Here is a 17,243-nt window from a genome sequence, read left to right on the forward strand (position 1 = left end):
ATGCTCAGGCCCTTTCCGACGCCGTGCCGGCGCCCGCATAAAATCGGATCTTGGAGTCCAGTACGGCGAGGGCGCCTTGCAAGTCCGCGATGCGCGCGACGACTTCCTGCCGGGTCTGCTCCAGAATCCGCTGCCGTTCCTGGTAGGTGACCTCGCCCCGGAGGACCAGCTCCGCGAAGCGGACCATGTCGGCGACCGGCATGCCGGTCAGCCGCAGTTTGCTCACGAAGGCGAGCCAGTCCAGGTCCCTGTTGTCGAAGCGGCGCTGGCCGGTGTGCGACCGCTCCACGCGCGGCATCAGACCGATCTGCTCGTACCAGCGCAGGGTGGGCGCGCTGAGCCCGGTGTACGCGACGACTTCGCTGATCGTGTAGCGGTCCTGGCCGTCGGGGAGCGGGTGGGCCGGTCCGACGGACAGGCAGTGGTCCACGGGTGGGGCCTTCACGGGGGTGCTCTCGGTCACCGTCATGACGGCCACGCTAGAACGTTCCAGTGCACTTGAAGCAAGCGCGTTGTGCGCAGGGCCTCTTGGAGCCTGCCGGTCCGGCGGACCGGACAGCAGCGGGCGGCCGGGTGCCACCGCGTCGGTATTCCTTCACGACACGTGGCACCCGGCCGCCCGCGGGTGCTGTCAGGGCGCTGTCTGTCAGGCGCCGCTGTGGCGGAGCATGTCCTCGCGCTCGACGACCTTCACGCGCTCGCGGCCCTCCGCGTCGCCCAGGCTCCGCTCGTGGCTGTCGAGCTGGTGCCAGCCGTCCCACGTGGTGTAGCGGACGCCGCGCTCCGCCAGGAAGACGGTGACGGCATCCGGGTCCGGCAGGCCGGCGCCGGGGAGGCGCCCGGCGGCGTGGTCGTCGAGGAGGCAGGCCACGGTCTCGTTGGCGTCGCCCTTGGTGTGGCCGATGAGCCCGATCGGGCCGCGCTTGATCCAGCCGGTGACATAGACGGCGGTCTGGTGGCTGCCGTCGGCGGCCAGCACGCGCCCGGCCTCGTGGGGAACGGTGCCGGAGGCCACGTCGAAGGGCAGCTTGGGCAGCTCGTCCGAGCGGTAACCCACCGCGCGGTAGACGGCCTGGACGTCCCAGTCGGTGAAGCGGCCGGTGCCGCGGACGTTGCCGGTGCCGTCCAGCTCGGTGCGCTCCGTACGCAGCCCGACCACGCGCCCGTCCTCGCCGATGATCTCCTCCGGGGACTCGAAGAAGTGCAGGAAAAGCTTGTGCGGGCGGTCCCCGGCGTCGCGGATGGCCCAGTTCTCCAGGGTGGAGGCGACCATGTTGGCCTGCTTGTCACCGCGGCGGGTGGCGATCGAGCCCTCGTCGTAGTCGATGTCCTCGGGGTTGACCACGACCTCGATGTTCGGCGAGTGGTCGAGCTCGCGCAGTTCCATCGGGCTGAACTTGGCCTGCGCGGGTCCGCGGCGGCCGAAGACATGGACCTCGACGGCCTTGTTCTGCTGCAGCCCGCTGTGGACGTTCGGCGGGATCTCGGTGGGCAGCAGCTCGTCGGCGGTCTTGGCCAGGATCCGGGCCACGTCCAGGGCGACGTTGCCCACCCCGAGCACGGCGACCTTCCCGGCCTCCAGCGGCCAGGTGCGCGGGACGTCGGGGTGGCCGTCGTACCAGGAGACGAAGTCCGCGGCGCCGAACGAGCCGTCCAGGGCTATCCCGGGAATGTCCAGGGCCCGGTCCGCCATCGCGCCGGTGGAGAAGACCACGGCGTCGTAGAAGCGGTGCAGGTCGTCCAGCGTGAGGTCGTTGGGGTAGTCCACATTGCCGAAGAGCCGTATCTGAGGCTTGTCCAGCACCTTGTGCAGCGCGGTGATGATGCCCTTGATCCGCGGGTGGTCCGGGGCGACCCCGTAGCGGATCAGCCCGAACGGTGCGGGCATCCGCTCGAACAGGTCGATGGAGACGCCCGGGGTCTGGGCGGCGTCGGACTTCAGCAGGGCGTCGGCGGCGTAGATACCGGCCGGGCCGGCACCGACGATCGCGACTCGGATGGGACGAGACATACGGGACGTTCCTCCAGGCAACGCGGACAGACGGGTCGACAGGCCCGCCAGGCGTGTCGTCCGAAAGCATATGGCACCAGGTGACAGAATCCCCTGGCTGCCCACGGTACGGTCCGCCGGTAAGCCGTCCCGCCCAGGAGGAACCCGTATGCAACCCAGCCCGGCCGAACGCACCGCGTCCGCCGGCCTGCGCGCCCGCAAGAAGCTCCGGACCCGCGACGCGCTCTGCCACGCGGCCCTCGACCTGTTCGGCTCCCGCGGCTTCGACGGCACCACGCTGGACGACATCGCGGCCGCGGCCGATGTGTCCAAACGCACGTTGCTGCGGTACTTCACGGGCAAGGAGGACGTGCTGCTCGCGGTGTTCCGGGAGCTGGCCGTACTCACCCTGCGCGAGCTGGACCGCAGGCCCCCGGAGGAGCCGCCGCTGGCCGCGCTGCGCGAAGCCACGCGCCGCGCCCTGACCGAGGTGACGCGGGCCGGTCCCGAGTACCGCTCCACGCCGGCCTGCCTCGCCGTACTGCACCTCGTGGCCGTCACACCCGGCCTGCTCGTCTCCCTCCACCGCGTCCTGCTGAGCGAGCAGGACGCACTCGCCGGGATCCTCGCCGCGCGGGAGCACCTCGCGGACCCGGCCGACCCGCGGCCCCAGCTCCTGGTGTCGATGCACGCCTGCGCCATGACGGTCGCCGTCCGCACCTGGCAGGCGAGCGGCAGCCGCGACCTCGACACCCTGCTGCACCTGATCGACCTGTGCCTCGACAACCTCAGCTCAGCGGCCGGAGGGCCGTGGGCGGGGTCACCGGTGGACCGGGGGCTGGCCGGGGTGTGACGGCGGTTGGCCGTACGTAACCACGCGACTACGGGACGACGTGATTACGGATCGATTCACCCGAATGGCCCCGCCCGGCTGGTGGCGGAAGCCGTGGAGGCGGAGTGTCGGGGCCACGCCGGAACGCCCGACTACCCGGCGAAGGAGGCTCTCATGGCTCAGTCCGCAGCCCCCTCCGGGGGGCCCACACCTCACCACACGCAGCCCGGCAGGGGCAGCGGCAGTGCCTGGGCGAGTGGTGGAACCCTGTTCGCCGGTGTGCTGCTGTTCGTGGACGGCGTGCTGGGTGTGCTCAACGGCGTGGTCGGCATCGCGAAGGACAGCGTCTACACACGGGTCGGCCACTACGCGTACGAGTTCAACCTGACCGCCTGGGGCTGGATCCATCTGGCCATCGGCGTGCTCCTCATCCTCACCGGCCTGGGCATTCTCCGGGGTGCCCCCTGGGCCCGCTGGCTCGGCGTCTTCATGGCCGGGATCAGCGTCATCGCGAACTTCATGTGGCTGCCGTACCAGCCGATCTGGGCGTTCATCGCCATCGCGATCGGCGTCTTCGTGATCTGGTCCCTCCTGACGGACCACCACGTCAGGGCGCCTGGTCGGTGAATTCCGGAAAGCCCAGGTTCCACGGAAAGCCCCGGGTCTGTGGCCCGGGGCTTTCCGGTGGGACCCGGGCTTTCCGGTGGAACCTGAACGACCGGCAGCGGCAGCGCCGGCATCAGCCGGTGGGGGCTGAGGGGCGGGTGTCCACGGGCAGCCGGTTCACCCTGCGCAAGCAAGCTCCGTGCCAGGTGAGTTCGTCCTCAGGGGCGGCAAGGCTCAGATGGGGGAACCGGCCGAAGAGCCCGACGAGGGCGTCGTGGACGAGGTGGCGTCCGAGCGCCGCGCCGAGGCAGTAGTGCGGCCCGTGTCCGAAGGACAGATGGCTGCCCGGCGACCGGCGGTGCGGATCGGCCCGCAGGGGGTCGGGCCAGACCGTGGGGTCGAGGTTGGCGGAGAGCAGGGAGGTGACGACCACGGCGCCTTGGGGCAAGGAGATGCCCGCGACGCGGCAGGGTTCCCGGGTGAATCGCCAACCGGTGTGCTGAAAGGGCGGGTTCAGCCGCAGGATCTCCTCGGTCAGCGCCCTCGTATGTTGTTCGGCGCTGTGGCTGAGACCGTGCCTGACGTCCGGGCGGCGCATGGCCAGGAGCGTGCCGGCCGGGATGACGGTGGTGAGCGAGTCGATGGTGCCGATGAGCAACATGCCGAGCATTCCGGCCATTTCGGCGTTGGTGAGTTCTCCCGCCCGGTTGGCGTGCAGCACGGCGGTAGCCGCGGTGGGGGTGGGGGAGTGGCGGGCGGCGCTGATGACCTGCAGCACGGTGCGGGAAAAGGCACGGTGCGCCGACCGGGCCGTCTCCGTCCCCGGAGCTGTCGCACTTGCGGCAAGAGCGGCCGTCACGGCTGCCGGGCGTAGCCCGGGCGGAATGCCGAGCACCTCGCCGACGGCGGCGCCTGCCAGCGGCAGGGCGAAATCGGCGACGATGTCGACGCGGTCGCGGCCGGCCAGGGACCGGAGGATCTGTGCGGCCTCGCACCGCAGCCCGGTGGCCGTCTCCGCTGCCGCTGCGGCGGTGAAGAAGGGGGCCACGATCCGGCGCATCCTGCGGTGGCGGTCCCCGGAGGCGGAGAGCAACTGTGGTGCGTGGGCGAAGAAGTCCTCCGGGTAGCGGCGGACGGGGAAGCCCTGCACGGGCCGGCCCACCTCGCTGACGTCATTGGTCAGCCGCGGATCGGTGAGTACGGCGCGGGACACGGCCGCGTCCGTCGCGGCCCAGGCGCGCAGACCCCCGGCGAGAGTGACGGGGCGCAGGGCGGGGCCGCCCGGTCCGGTGAGCCGGCCCACCGCCGTAACGAACCCGCCCTCGTTGAGAGTTGGGCACGCCAGGAGGGCCGGGGCACCGGAGGGGGCCGGGCGGTCCGAGGGCGTGGGGCAGGCCGAGGCGGCCGGGCCGTCCGAGGGGCCCGGGCCGTCCACGGGTGTTGAGCCGGCCGACAGGCCCGACGGGTCTGTCGTGGGCGTGGTGCGGGTCACGCGGTGGTGAAGATCAGGGCGGTGTTCTGCCCGCCGAAGCCGATGGAGGTACTCGCCACAGCGGCCATCCGCTGGTGCCGGGGCTCCTTGGTGACGATGTCGAGGTCGATGGCGGGGTCGTGCCGGTCCAGGTTTGCGGTGGGATGGATGGTCTGAGTGGTGAGACTCAGGACGCTGACCGCCGCCTCGATCGCACCGGCGCCTGCGATGGCGTGGCCGATGATGCTCTTGGTGGCGGTGACGGGCGGCGGCGTGTGGAAGACGGCGCGCAGGGCCTCGGCTTCGCTGATGTCGTTGGCGGGGGTCGATGTGGCGTGGGCGTTGACGTGACCGATGTCGGCAGGCGTGAGAGCTGCGTTGCTGAGAGCGGTGCGCAGGGCCTGTACGGTGCCGCGCCCCCCGGGGTGCGGGGTGGTCCAGTGGTGGGCGTCGCAGGTGGTGCCGTATCCGGCCAGATGGGCGCGGACGGGGGCGCGCCGAGCTCTGGCGTGGCGGGTCTCCTCCAGGATCAGGATGCCGGCGCCTTCGCCGAGGACGAAGCCGTCCCGGTCCGCGTCGAAGGGGCGGGAGGCTCCGGCGGGGTCGTGGCTACGGGTGGAGAGGGCGCCCATCCGCCAGAACGCTCCGGCGGCCAGACGTGAGGAGCCGGCGGATTCGCTGCCTCCGGCGATGACGATGTCGCACGTTCCGGAGACGATCAGGTCGCGGGCGAGACCGATGGCCGTGGCCCCGGATGCGCAGGCGGTGCTGACGGCGAAGTTGGGCCCGGTCGCCTGGCAGTCGATGGCGATCTCGGCGGGTGCCATGTTGGGCATGGAGCGGGGCACGTCGGTCGGCGACAACGCCCGGTAGGCGCCACGGGCCAGCTGCTCGTACTCCCGCAAGGCGGTGTCCTGACTGCTCCCGCCGACGCCGATCACGACCCCGACCCGGCTGCCGTCCCAGGTGGCGGGGTCGAGCCCGGAGTCCGCGAGGGCCTCCCGTGCGGTGAGGAGCGCGAGGTGTACGAACCTGTCGGTGCGCCAGACGATCCGGCGGCCGATGGCTCCGACGGCGTCGAACTCGGGGATCTGGCAGGAGAAGGCGACCGGCATCCCGTCCAGCCTCGGATCCGGTGCCGCAGTGGACGTGCCTTCGCACAAGCGGGCCCAGGTCGCGGTGGCCCCCACACCGGCGGGGGTGGTCATACCGAGACCGGTGACGGATACGGAGCGGGCGGTCATGACGTGGCGGGCATGGTCGCCAGCAGCCGCGAGAGCGCCTCGGCTGCCTGGGCCAGGGTCACACCGGGGCTGAAGGAGCCCTCGATCTCGGGGAATTGGAGTCCGTACCGGTCTTCGAGGATCACCACGGTCTCCGCCAGAGCCAGCGAGTCCATGTCCAGGTCCTCGAACGTGGTGGACGGTGTGATCTCGGCCGGGTCGATGCCGAAGTGGCCGCAGATGATGTCGGCGATCTGGTCCTGCATCGGAACGCTCATGCTTACTCCTGTGGTGGCAGACCGGTCAGCCGGCCGAGGTCGGCGGGCTGAGGACGGCGTCGAGATAGGAACTGTCGATGGACGCCGGGGGGTTGACCAGCCGACGGCGCTCCAGGTCCGCCAGGCTGCTGCGTTCGTAACGGCGGCGCAGCCCGAGGTAGGCGGTGGCCTCGGCCCCGTACTGGTCGACGGCGCGCTCCAGATCCGTGGGGTCCGGCCGCTCGGTGACCAGCTCCAGACGGAGCCGGGGAACGGACCTCTGCAGTGCGTCATTGACTCGTTCCACGGGCGTCTCGACGGGGTGCACGACGTGGTGGACGTGTGCCCCGGGCCCGGCCGGCGGGCGCCCTGCCAGCTGCAGCATGGCCAGAGCCGCGTCCTCGACCTGCAGCAGGTTGATACCGGCGTCGGGTGCACCCAGCAGACGGACCACCAGCTCCCCCGTACGGTCGGTCGCGGGGGAAGGCCCCGGCCCCCGCGGACCGTGCAGCGAATGCCGGAGGAACAGGGCGAGCTTGGCGGCCAGGACGGCGTAGGTGTGCTGCGGGGCGCGGGGCAGTGCCCGGCGCTCGCTCAGCAGCACACTGGGCCGGAAGACCGTGGCACACCGGCTGTTGTCGCGCGCCCAGTCGTGGACCAGTTTCTCGCCCCGGTATTTGGACTCCTCGTAGGGGGTGAGGAATCCATGGGCGCATTCCAACTGCCGTTCCGGGACGACGCCTTCCAGCTGTGCACCGGCCACGAATGCCGTGCTGATGTGAAACACCGGCGGTCTGCGGCTGCCGGCTGTCGCCAGGGTGAGAATCTGCCGGGTGCCTTCCACATTAGTGCGGTGCAGTTCCTCGGCGGCGCCATGGAGTTTGGTGAGCGCGGCACAGTGCCATACGGCGTCGACACTGTCGGCGATGGTACGGAATTCGCTTTCGGGCAGGCCCAGTTGTGGACCGTCGAGGCTGACCTGGACCGCACGTACCTGGCGGGGGATCCGTTCCACGGTCCCGGCGGGTGCCCCCGCCGATCGCAGGGCGCAGGCGAGGGAGGCCAGGGCCCGGTGCGGGGGCTTGCGCACCAGGGCAACCACCCGGGTGTCATACGGCAGCAGCCGCAACAGCAGGTGCGAGGCGAGGAATCCGGTGGCGCCGGTCAGGGCGATCGTGGAGCCGGCAGGCCTCTCGTACGGGAGTCCGGCGGCCTGGTCGGTCGATTGCACCGTGTCCGGCATGGCCCGTCTTCGCATTCTCTGTGGAGTGGCTTACGTACGCGGAATATTGAGAAGTCACGGAATCACGGATCGCGGAATCTCGAAATGCTGCCTGCTGCTCGCTGCCCGCTGTCTTCTGTCTTCTGTCTCACGAGATGCCCGAACCTATACCGGCAGGAAGACGCCGAAGCACCCGATATGGCCAAAGGGGCTGATCCGGGGCCCAGTTCCACTCCATCGAGGGAAGCAATCCGCTGCTTTGCATATTTGCTTCACTCCGGATCGCGGTAGACGCGAGCGGTGAGCAGAAAGCGGCCGTGCCCTGGACCGGCTGTGCATCGTTCCCTCCGTGGAATTACCCGCCCGCAGCGGGCGAGCGGCCAGGCGGTCGAGCGGTCGGCACCGGTACGCAACGGTGCAGCCGGGGCCGCTCGAACTGAATGAGAGACGCATGGGCGCGCGAGACACAGGGGCACCGCATTCACCGGGGCCGGCGCCCCACGGCCCCGGTCGACTGCTCGCTGCGACAGGGCGCGTCGCCGTCCGACGGCGGCGCGCCGTGCTACTGCTCGCTGCGGCGCTGACGCTGCTCTTCGCCCTGGCCGGATACGACGTCGGCGGGCGGCTGGTGAACGGTGGCTTCGTCCCCGACTCCGCCCCCTCCGCCGTGACCCACAAGACCATGGAAGGCTTCGGCGGCGGTGCGCCCGACTTCGTTCTGCTGGCTCACACCCCGGGCGCGGTCGACGCGCCGCACGCCCGTCGCGACGGCCTGCGGCTCGTCTCCCGCTTGCTCGCCGACCGCCATGTCACGGATGTGGACTCCTACTGGACCGGCGCCGTTCGGCACGGCGCACCGGAAACGCCCGCAGCGGCAGTCACAGCGAGCGCGCTGACACAGCGGCTGCGTACGCGGGACGGCCATACCGCCGCAACCCTGGTACGCCTGCAGGGCAGCGCCACCGAAGTGCGTACCGCGGTGGACCGGCTGCTCCCCGAAGTCACCGGTCGCCAGGGGCCGTTGGACGTCCGGGCGACGGGGCAGGCCGCAGCACTCCGAGATCTCGAAGACCAGAGCGAACGAGACCTGCGCACCGCCGAACTCATCGCCACACCCGCCGTATTGCTCCTCCTGCTGTGGGCCTTCGGGAGTCTGTGGGCCGCGCTGCTGCCCCTGGCCGTCGGCGCGGTGGCCGTCGCAGGTGCCATGGCAGTGCTGCGCGCGCTGACCACAGTGACGGAGGTGTCGGTATTCGCGCTGAACCTCACTACCGCGGTGGGCCTGGCCATGGCTGTCGACTACAGCCTGTTCCTGGTCGCCCGCTACCGGGAGGAACGCGCTGCCGGCGTCCCTCACGACGCCGCGATCCAGCGGATGATGGCCACCGGCGGCCGCATCGTCGTGGTGTCAGCGGCGGTCGTCGGGTCCGCCCTGACAGGGCTGCTGCTCTTTCCGCTGTACTTCCTGCGTTCCCTTGCGTGGGCGGGTCTCGCGGTCGTGGCGCTGGCTGCTGTCGTCGCGCTCCTGGTGGTCCCGGCTGCGCTGTCCTGTCTGGGCGAAAAACGGGCCGGCGCGGACTGGTTCGCGCGCCGACGCCTGCGGGGGCCTGTGGAGGGCGGGCGATGGTATCGGCTGGCCACTTCGGTGATGCGGCGCCCCGTGGTGGTGAGCGTCGGCGGTCTGCTGGTCCTGACCGCGCTCGCGTTGCCGTTCCGCGGCGCCGTTTTCGGTCTCAGCGACGAGCGCGTCCTTCCCAGGACCGCGCCCGTGGCGAGCACGGCACGCGCCCTGCACGCCGGCTTTCCTGCGGTGTCGGGGTCCCCCATCGACGTACTGCTGCCGCACTGGCAGGCCGACTCCGCACATCGCCGACGTGAACTGGACGCCTACGCACGCCACCTGTCCGCCTTGCACGGGGCCGCCGACGTACGGACCGTCACGGGCATCTACGTGTCCGGTCGTTCTGTCGTGAGCTGCCCAGCGGCCCTCACCGATCGGGCCCTCACCGCCCCGGCCGCCCTCACCGCGCCGGCCGCAACCGATCCGGCCCTCACCCATCCGCTCGTACGACGGGCCACGTGCGCCGACCTCGCCGGCCGCCACCGCGCGGCGGCCGGGACCTGGGTGGCGCTGAGCGGCCCACCGGCGGCCTACAGCCCCGCCGGTACACGGCTGGCGAGCTCCGTACGCGTCACCCGGGCCCCGGCCGCCATCCGGCTCGCCGGGCCGGCGGCGGACCTGTCCGACATCAAAGCGGCCATCTCCCAACGGCTCCCCTACGCAGCCGCGCTGGTCATCCTCTGCACCCTGGCCCTCCTCGGGCTGTTCACGCGCAGCGTCTTCCTGCCCGTCAAGGCACTGCTGATGAACGTGTTCAGCCTCACGGCGACGGCGGGGGGCATGGTCTGGATCTTCCAGGAAGGCCATCTGCGGTCCTGGGTGGGGGAGTTCACCGTCACCGGGACCACCGACCTGCTGACCCCGATGGTGGCGATCTGCCTGGCGTTCGGGCTCTCCATGGACTACGAGGTCCTCCTGCTGTCCCGTATCGGGGAGGCCCACGCCCGCACCCGCGACACGGTCCGCGCGACAGCGGCCGGACTACAGGCGGCCGCACCCCTGTTCACGGCCTCCGCCGCCGTCGTCATCGCCGTACTGCTCGCGCTCGCCTCCGCCGACATCACCGTGATCAAGCTCATCGGTGTCACCGTCGCGCTCTCCCTGCTCATCGACACCTTGCTGATCCGGCCCCTGCTGGTCCCCGCGGTCATGGCCCTGGCCGGAACCGTCAACTGGTGGTCACCGAGCGGCTTCCGGCGTCGCTACCCCGCCCCGCCGGCTGCCGTCTCCCCCGTACCGCACCCGGCCGCGCCTCCACCACCCGCACCTTCCGAACCCCTCGCGGGCGGTCAAGGAGGGGCGGGCGCTCAGCAAGGCTCGGGTGATGAACAAGGCTCGGGTCATCAACAAGGCCAGGGTCATCAACAAGGCTCGGGCGCTCAGCAGGGCTCCCGCGCTCAGCAGGGAGAAGGGCGGCGATGAACCGGCAGACCCCGCCCCCCTTCACCGCCACCGGACTCCTCGGCGGTCCGCTGCCCGCCGCGGCTCAGCAGGCCATGGCCGTCAGCGGCACCGGACCCGTCAGCGACGTACGCAGTCTGATGACCGGCCGGCCGGCCGCCACGATCCCCCACTCCACGCCCGCAGACGTCCTTACGGCGATCACCACGGCCGCGGAGGCCCGGCAGGCCTGGTCACGGTCCCCGGCCGCCTGCCGCCGCACCGCCCTGACCGGCCTGCACACCTGGATCACCCGGAACCGTACGTACCTCAGTGATCTCCTGGCCCACGGTTCGGGCTTGTACGGCGCCGACGCCACGGCCGAGTTGCGCGACGCCCGGCGCACGATGCGGGACAACCGCGCGCGCCTCCATCCCCTCGCCCCCTTCGTCCGTCGGCAGCCCCAGCAACCACCCGAAACCGTCGCCACACACGCCGAGGACTGCAGGCCCCTCGTATCGCTGCTCGAAGCCGCGGTGCCCGCCCTCCTGAACGGCAACGCCGTCATCAGCCATGTCTCCCCACGCACCGCGGTGTTCGCCGCCCGACTGTGCGCAGCGGCAACGGCTTCCGGCCTGCCCCGGGGAGTCTGGCAACTGGTCGTCGCCCCCACCGGATCCCTCACCGCCGCGGTGCTCGACGAGCATGTGGACGCCGTTGTCCCACGGTGCTGCCCGGCGACCACCATCGCGGGCACGCACCGGCCCGGCATGTTCATCGTCCGTCACGACGCCAACCTGCGAACGGCCGTCACGCAAGCTCGCCACGCCTGCTTCGACCGAGCCGGCCGAGGCTGCACGGCCGCCCCGCTCGTAGTCGCTCACGACAAGCATCACGACGCACTCCTGCGCGGGCTCACCGCAACAGCCGCTCAGCTGCCGGCGGGTGCGATGTCCTCTCTCCCGGGGAGCCGCGACAGCGAGAACTTCACTCGCTTCGTGCGGCGCATCTCCGCCGACGGACCATTCCGCCCGGTCCTCACCGGCACCCCCCGACCGGACATCTCCCCCTACCTGCACGAGGCGGTCGTCGCCACCGCTGCCCTCGACCCGGACCTGCCGGGAGCCGTCCCGCCGGGCCCGCTTGCGGTCGTGATGCGCTACACACACTGGTCCGACGTCCTGGCACTCGCCCGCCACACGGGCCGCCACGCCACTGTGATCACCCATGCCCGTTCCACGTACCTGGCAGGCCAGTTCGCCTGCCTCGCCGCCAACGACATCCACCTCAACCGCCACCCCCGCCACTGCCGGACGACCGACCGCCGGCTTGGTCGGTGAGTAGCGATCCATGTGAAGGCGGAAATTACGAGGTGGGGTTGCCGCGCCCCCACCGCCTCATCGGACCGCGTACCCGTCCCAGAGCGGGCCGCCGGCCCGGTCGAGCACCTCTGTCACGGTCGCGGCGAAGGCGTTCGTGTCCCCGGCGACCGCCTGCGCGGCGGCCTCGGTCAGCGCTCGGTGCAGTCCGGGGTCGGCCGCGGCCAGCCGCCGCGACAGCCACTTGCCCCCGCCGAGCCAGTGCCCGCCGGCCAGCAGGACCAGCTCGGACGCGCGCTGCAACATGTGCGCGACCAGGTGCACCTGCTCGGCAGGGTCCGCGCAGCCGCGCAGGTCGTCGAGCAGGTCGGTCAGGATGTACCGCTGGTAGTCCCGTTCACGGTCCGAGAGCGGTGGCGGTCCCGCAGCCCAGCGCTTTCGCGCCTCGGCCTGGAGCGAAGCGCCCAGCCCGTCCCTGTCGACGAGAAGCATCCCGTCGGAACACATGGCGAGCAGCGGTGAACTCCGCTTCGCGGTCTCCCGATCGGCGAAGCGCTGCCAGTCGGCCCGGGTCTGTACGAACAGCTCCACCGGCCAGCCGCGGTACAGCAGGTTCTCGCGGAGGGGTGCGGGCGGTCCGTCCAGGAGGACGACGATGTCCAGGTCGGAGGTGGGTGTCCGGCGGTCGGTCAGCACACTGCCGGCGAGGAAGGCTGCCCGGGCGCCGGGGAACCGTTCCCGCACGAGTTCACGGGCGGTGAGTACGGGGTCGTCCATGGGGGGACCCTACGGACACCCTTTCCCCCGGCACAGCGAATTGTTCACACGACGCGGTGGCACAGCGGGCGGGAGGAGCGAAGCGGCGTCGCCCATCGCCTCCGAGGAATCCTTTTGCGCGTGCCGTCGTCCGGATGATGAGCTGGGACAGTGACCAATCACCATGAAGCGGAGGCTGTCCGACCGTCGACCCTCGCTTGGGTGAGACGGCACCTGGAGGCCGGCGAACGGATCGTCAGAGCCGAAGCGCTGCACGGGGGCATCACTGCCGACGTACGGAAGCTGACCATCGGTACGCGGGACGGAGGCACCCGCGATCTGGTGCTGCGGACCTTCGTCAACGTGGAGCACGCGGAGGACTGGCTGAACAGGGAGGCCGGAGCCCTGGCCCTGCTCGCGGGGAGCAGCGTGCCGGCTCCTGGACTGGTCGCGGTTGACCCGACCGCCGCGCATTGCGAGTTTCCGTCGCTCCTGAGGACCCATCTGCTGGGACGGACAGTCCTCGACGATGAGGGAGTGGAGACGCGCGTTCCGCTGCTGGCCCGTCAACTCGCGTCGATCCATGCGCTGCGCCCCGCCGAACGGCCTCCCACGTATGTGGCGTTGACGACCGCGGACACCGTCGTGACTCCGAAGGGCGCCGACGCGGCGGCATGGGCCGCGGCGATCGACGTGATCCGCAGACCTGTGCCCGCCTATCAAGGGCGCTTCCTGCACCGGGACTTCCAGCCCGGCAACGTGCTGTTCGACGCCTTGCCCTCAAGGCCGGCGGCTGCCCGGATCACGGGGGTCGTCGACTGGGCAGGGGCTTCCTGGGGCCCGGCCGATCTCGATGTGGCGCACTGTTCCACCACTCTCGCGCTGCTGCACGGCCCGGCGTGGGGTCTGCGGTTCGCCGAGGCGTACGAGGAGGCCGGTGGGGTGCTGGCAGCGGCTGCGGGCGAGCGGCTGTACTGGCTGGTACGGGACGGGCTGGCGTCCTCGGAAGAAGTGCGGCAGGTGTCGCAGTCATGGCGTGAGTCAGGGAGGACGGAGCTGACGACGCGGCTCGTCGAGGAGCGGCTGAACGCCTATGTCACCGCCCTGATGGATGCACGGGACTGAGCCGAAGCAGCTCGGGGCGCTGGCGCGGTCGCGAGTGCCGATACCGGCGGCCACGCCGGGGAGCGAGCTCGTCATCGTCCCCGGAGTCCCTTACAGCTCGAAGAGTCCGGCCGCGTTGTCGTGGCAGACCGCTCGCAGCCAGTCGCGCCCCAGGTCCAGACGCTCCAGGGCGTGGAGCTGGTGCAGGTAGGGGTAGGGCACGTTGGGGAAGTCGGTGCCGAGCAGGATGCGGTCGCCCAGGTCGGCGAGACGCGCCAGGTCCCGCGGCGGAAACGGCATGAATCCTTCGGTGAAGTCGGTGAACGTCATCGTCGTGTCCAGCCGTACCTGGTCGTACCGCTCGGCGAGATCGAGGAACTCCGCGTACTCGGGCATGCCCATGTGCGCGACGATCAGCCGGAGTCCCGGATGGCGTTCCAGGACGCGCGCGACCGGTTCAGGACCGGTGTACTTGCCGGGCGCGGGTCCGGAACCGCAGTGCATGACCACCGGGATGCCTGCCTCGGCCAGCAGCCCCCAGACCGGCCCGAGACGTTCATCGGCCGGGTCATAGGCGCCCACCTGTATGTGAGCCTTGAACACGCGGGCCCCCGCTTCGACGGCCTCGCGGACGTATGCCTCGACGCCCGGCTCGGGATACAAAGTGGCCGTGTGCAGGCAGTCAGGGGTGCGGTGGGCGAAGCCGGCCGCCCACTCGTTCAGCCACTGGGCCATGGCGGGCTTGTGGGGATAGACCATCGCGGTGAAGGCCCGCACCCCGAAGTCCCGCAGGACGGCCACACGTTCCGCCTCCTGCTTGCGGTAGGCGATGGGCCATGCCAATCCGCCGATCATCGGCCCGCTGGTGTCGAAGTAGTCCCAGACCTTGTGCAGGACGCGCTCAGGCATGAAGTGGGTATGGACGTCGATCAACCCGGGGAGGCCGAGCCCGCCCCAGAAACGACGGATCTCACCGGCTTCATCGGCGACGTCCATGGGAGTGGAACTCACCTGGTATCACCCTTCTCGAACAGACACGTCACCGGCGGGCGCGTTCACGCGGATCAGTGTCTGCCGGTCGAAGCTGCCCCGGACGCGCAGGCGGGCCCTGGTCCGCCCCGGCACCTGAGGCGGCCGACGGGGCGGACCACACCGTACCGGCGCAGGCCCTGCGCGGACCAGACCGGGCCGGCGCAGGTCTTACGCGGAGCAGACCGGACCGGACTGGACCGGCGAGAGGGTTCCTATGCGGACCGGACCGGAGAATCGGCGCGAGTCCTACGCCGTTGCGACGGCATCCAGTTTTCCCGCCTTTGCCTCCTCCAGCAGGGAGCCGAACTGATCCGCGCTCATTTCCACCCGCTGTCCGAAGTCGTCCGTGATCACGACCCTGCGCTCCACGGCTGCCGTCTCGTCGACGAACAACTGGGGACAGCCGCAGTTGCAGTTGCCGCAGAACGTCGCCACGGGCTCCGGAGAACTGTTTCCGGTCATCGGTCCTCACTCTCCTCTCGGTGGATCGCTGTAGGGGCTACCGGGACGGTCTCCCGTTCCCACGCAGGTGGAATACCCGGGGCCGGACACCTGGAAGCGGTCGTGGCACCCCGCTCGGAGGCACGGGCCGGCCACCCCGTGCGCCCGATGCTCCCGCCCGGGCGGAACCCGCCGGAACCGAACGGCGCAGCCGGCCGACTACCTCTGGAGGCATCTGCCACCAGGTGCTCCGCGCCTTGTTGGGGATGCCATCCGACAGCATCCGTCGGGCACGAGAAGACGGCGAACATGTCGGACTTGACCGGAGCGAGTGCCACGGCTGGATGCGAGGATGAGCCCACCATGACTGGGGACGTACTGGGACGCGCGGTGCGGGCCGCGATGTTCGCTGCTGTCTGCCTGCTGTGTGCGGTCACCGGTCACGTCCTCATGTCCGGCGTCCCGTTGGCCTGGTGGACGGTTGCCGGCGGGTTCGCCGGAACGGCCGTCGGTTCCTGGGCCCTTGCCCGCAAAGAGCGTGGCATCACGGCAGTCACCTCGGCGGCGGTCGGTATGCAGGCCGCACTCCATGCCGGTTTCTCCCTGGCCCAGGCCGCCACTCACCCCGCCATGGCGGGCGGATCCTCCTTCGCCCGCGAATGGAGCGCGTTCCTGCTGTGCGGGAACACCGGGGATCTCTCCGAGTCCGCGGCCACCCGCATGGTGAGGGCCGCGGGGCTGGGCGGGCACCTGCGTCAACCGCCTCCCGGGATGGGCCACATGGACATGCCTGGCGTGGTCGTGCCCGGCGCCCGGAGCCACGTACACCACGTCATGCAGACCATGACCCACGGCGCCGGCATGCCCGCCGGGCACCACATGGGGAACATGTCGCCGTCCGGAATGCTGGCAGCCCACCTGCTGGCCGCTCTGCTGAGCGGCCTGTGGCTCGCCCACGGAGAACGTGCGGCCTTCCGTACCGGACGAGCTGTGGCCGGCTGGCTCGCAGCACCTCTCCGGCCCCTCGTCCTGGCCACCCCGGTACCGGTACCGGACCGCCCGCGGATCTGCTGCGGCAGCGAAGTCCGCACCCCGCGACAGCTGCTGCTCTCCCACGTCATCACGTCCAGAGGACCGCCTCGCGGGATCGCTGTCATCTGACAGCCGGCTTCCCGACGGCGGCGCGGACATGCCGCCTCCCGGGCATCGGCCCTCGACAGGGCCGTACCAGCTCACCGGCGTGCCGCAGTGTGCCGCGCCGGACGATCCCGTATCCCGTATCCCTTATCCCGTGAAGGACATGAGGCGATGACCCCTGCCCTGCCCCCACCCATCCGTCCGCGCCGGGCGCTGCACTCCGTCGCGACCGACGAGACCACGACCCGGCTCGCTCTCGCGGCCCGCGACGGAGACCCCGAGTCCGTGGAGGAGTTCATCCGCGCACTGCGCCTCGACGTCTGGCGCTACGTGGCCTACCTCAGCGCGGAGCCCCAGTCGGCCGACGATCTGACCCAGGAGACCTTCCTGCGCGCCCTGCGCAGCCTGCCCGGTTTTGAGGGCCGCTCGTCCGCGCGTACCTGGCTTCTGTCCATCGCCCGGCGCACCGTCGTGGACAGCTTCCGCCGCGCCGCCGCCCGGCCGGCGGTCTCCCGCCGCGAGGACTGGCAGTCCGCGGCTGAGCAGTCCCAGCCGGGTGGACTGCCGGGATTCGACGACGGCATCGCGCTGGCGGAACTGCTGGCGACAGTCCCGGAGGACGGCCGCAGAGCGTTCGTGCTCACCCAACTGGTCGGACTGCCCTATGCCGAAGCCGCCCTCGTCATCGGCTGCCCGATCGGAACGGTGCGCTCCCGGGTGGCTCGCGCCCGCAGCACCCTGCTTCAGCTGATCACCGAGTCCGACGATCCCGCCGGACCGCCTCCCCGCGATCCGGTTCAGGTCATACGGATGCCGGCTGTCGCCTGACAACGGCGTACGGAGGGGATGGGC

16 protein-coding genes are annotated in these 17,243 nt (G+C 70.9%); 7 read left to right on the forward strand and 9 right to left on the reverse strand.

The annotated features are described in order from the left end of the window. Positions 1-4: 4 nt before the first annotated feature. Together OHB13_RS19380 and OHB13_RS19385 are read right to left on the reverse strand one after the other, a co-directional pair. Positions 5-469 (reverse strand): MerR family transcriptional regulator, encoded by a 465-nt coding sequence (locus OHB13_RS19380; RefSeq protein ID WP_266855094.1) that lies wholly within the window; start codon positions 467-469, stop codon positions 5-7. Positions 470-646: 177 nt separating this feature from the next. Further along, complete coding sequence (locus tag OHB13_RS19385) at positions 647-2,011, reverse strand: FAD-dependent oxidoreductase (protein ID WP_328377934.1); 1,365 nt, start codon at positions 2,009-2,011, stop codon at positions 647-649. A gap of 148 nt (positions 2,012-2,159) precedes the next feature. On the opposite strand from OHB13_RS19385, the gene OHB13_RS19390 reads away from it, so the two are divergent. Next, positions 2,160-2,843, forward strand: a complete 684-nt coding sequence (locus OHB13_RS19390; RefSeq protein WP_328377935.1) for a TetR/AcrR family transcriptional regulator — start codon at positions 2,160-2,162, stop codon at positions 2,841-2,843. 153 nt (positions 2,844-2,996) lie between these two features. Continuing rightward, positions 2,997-3,449 (forward strand): DUF7144 family membrane protein, encoded by a 453-nt coding sequence (locus OHB13_RS19395; RefSeq protein ID WP_328377936.1) that lies wholly within the window; start codon positions 2,997-2,999, stop codon positions 3,447-3,449. A 112-nt stretch (positions 3,450-3,561) separates the two neighbouring features. On the opposite strand, the gene OHB13_RS19400 is transcribed toward OHB13_RS19395, so the two are convergent. The 4 genes from OHB13_RS19400 to OHB13_RS19415 are packed head-to-tail and all read right to left on the reverse strand — an operon-like array spanning position 3,562 to position 7,622. Beyond that, on the reverse strand, positions 3,562-4,920 hold the full coding sequence (locus OHB13_RS19400; protein ID WP_328377937.1) for a cytochrome P450: 1,359 nt from the start codon (positions 4,918-4,920) through the stop codon (positions 3,562-3,564). After that, positions 4,917-6,143: a beta-ketoacyl-[acyl-carrier-protein] synthase family protein gene (locus tag OHB13_RS19405; protein ID WP_328377938.1), complete on the reverse strand. Its 1,227-nt coding sequence runs from the start codon at positions 6,141-6,143 to the stop codon at positions 4,917-4,919. Before OHB13_RS19405 ends, OHB13_RS19400 begins: the two co-directional genes overlap by 4 nt. Beyond that, entirely contained in the window at positions 6,140-6,400 is a 261-nt protein-coding gene (locus tag OHB13_RS19410; RefSeq protein ID WP_328377939.1) for an acyl carrier protein, read from the reverse strand. Before OHB13_RS19410 ends, OHB13_RS19405 begins: the two co-directional genes overlap by 4 nt. Positions 6,401-6,425: 25 nt before the next feature. Next, positions 6,426-7,622, reverse strand: a complete 1,197-nt coding sequence (locus OHB13_RS19415; RefSeq protein WP_328377940.1) for an SDR family oxidoreductase — start codon at positions 7,620-7,622, stop codon at positions 6,426-6,428. 538 nt (positions 7,623-8,160) lie between these two features. Here OHB13_RS19415 and OHB13_RS19420 point away from each other — a divergent pair. Together OHB13_RS19420 and OHB13_RS19425 are read left to right on the forward strand one after the other, a co-directional pair. Then, complete coding sequence (locus OHB13_RS19420) at positions 8,161-10,644, forward strand: MMPL family transporter (RefSeq protein ID WP_328377941.1); 2,484 nt, start codon at positions 8,161-8,163, stop codon at positions 10,642-10,644. Continuing rightward, entirely contained in the window at positions 10,641-11,942 is a 1,302-nt protein-coding gene (locus tag OHB13_RS19425) for an aldehyde dehydrogenase family protein (RefSeq protein ID WP_328377942.1), read from the forward strand. The genes OHB13_RS19420 and OHB13_RS19425 overlap by 4 nt, the downstream gene beginning before the upstream one ends. Positions 11,943-11,999: 57 nt before the next feature. On the opposite strand, the gene OHB13_RS19430 is transcribed toward OHB13_RS19425, so the two are convergent. Continuing rightward, positions 12,000-12,698: a nucleotidyltransferase domain-containing protein gene (locus tag OHB13_RS19430; RefSeq protein WP_328377943.1), complete on the reverse strand. Its 699-nt coding sequence runs from the start codon at positions 12,696-12,698 to the stop codon at positions 12,000-12,002. A 201-nt stretch (positions 12,699-12,899) separates the two neighbouring features. On the opposite strand from OHB13_RS19430, the gene OHB13_RS19435 reads away from it, so the two are divergent. Beyond that, complete coding sequence (locus OHB13_RS19435) at positions 12,900-13,802, forward strand: phosphotransferase family protein (RefSeq protein ID WP_328377944.1); 903 nt, start codon at positions 12,900-12,902, stop codon at positions 13,800-13,802. A 90-nt stretch (positions 13,803-13,892) separates the two neighbouring features. On the opposite strand, the gene OHB13_RS19440 is transcribed toward OHB13_RS19435, so the two are convergent. Further along, on the reverse strand, positions 13,893-14,777 hold the full coding sequence (locus tag OHB13_RS19440) for an amidohydrolase family protein (RefSeq protein ID WP_266860853.1): 885 nt from the start codon (positions 14,775-14,777) through the stop codon (positions 13,893-13,895). A gap of 282 nt (positions 14,778-15,059) precedes the next feature. Beyond that, positions 15,060-15,275, reverse strand: a complete 216-nt coding sequence (locus OHB13_RS19445; RefSeq protein WP_266855088.1) for a hypothetical protein — start codon at positions 15,273-15,275, stop codon at positions 15,060-15,062. A 342-nt stretch (positions 15,276-15,617) separates the two neighbouring features. On the opposite strand from OHB13_RS19445, the gene OHB13_RS19450 reads away from it, so the two are divergent. Beyond that, entirely contained in the window at positions 15,618-16,415 is a 798-nt protein-coding gene (locus tag OHB13_RS19450; RefSeq protein WP_328377945.1) for a hypothetical protein, read from the forward strand. A 147-nt stretch (positions 16,416-16,562) separates the two neighbouring features. Continuing rightward, complete coding sequence (locus OHB13_RS19455; protein WP_328377946.1) at positions 16,563-17,219, forward strand: sigma-70 family RNA polymerase sigma factor; 657 nt, start codon at positions 16,563-16,565, stop codon at positions 17,217-17,219. Positions 17,220-17,243: the final 24 nt, after the last annotated feature.

The sequence above is a fragment of the Streptomyces sp. NBC_00440 genome (assembly GCF_036014215.1).
GTDB lineage: Bacteria > Actinomycetota > Actinomycetes > Streptomycetales > Streptomycetaceae > Streptomyces.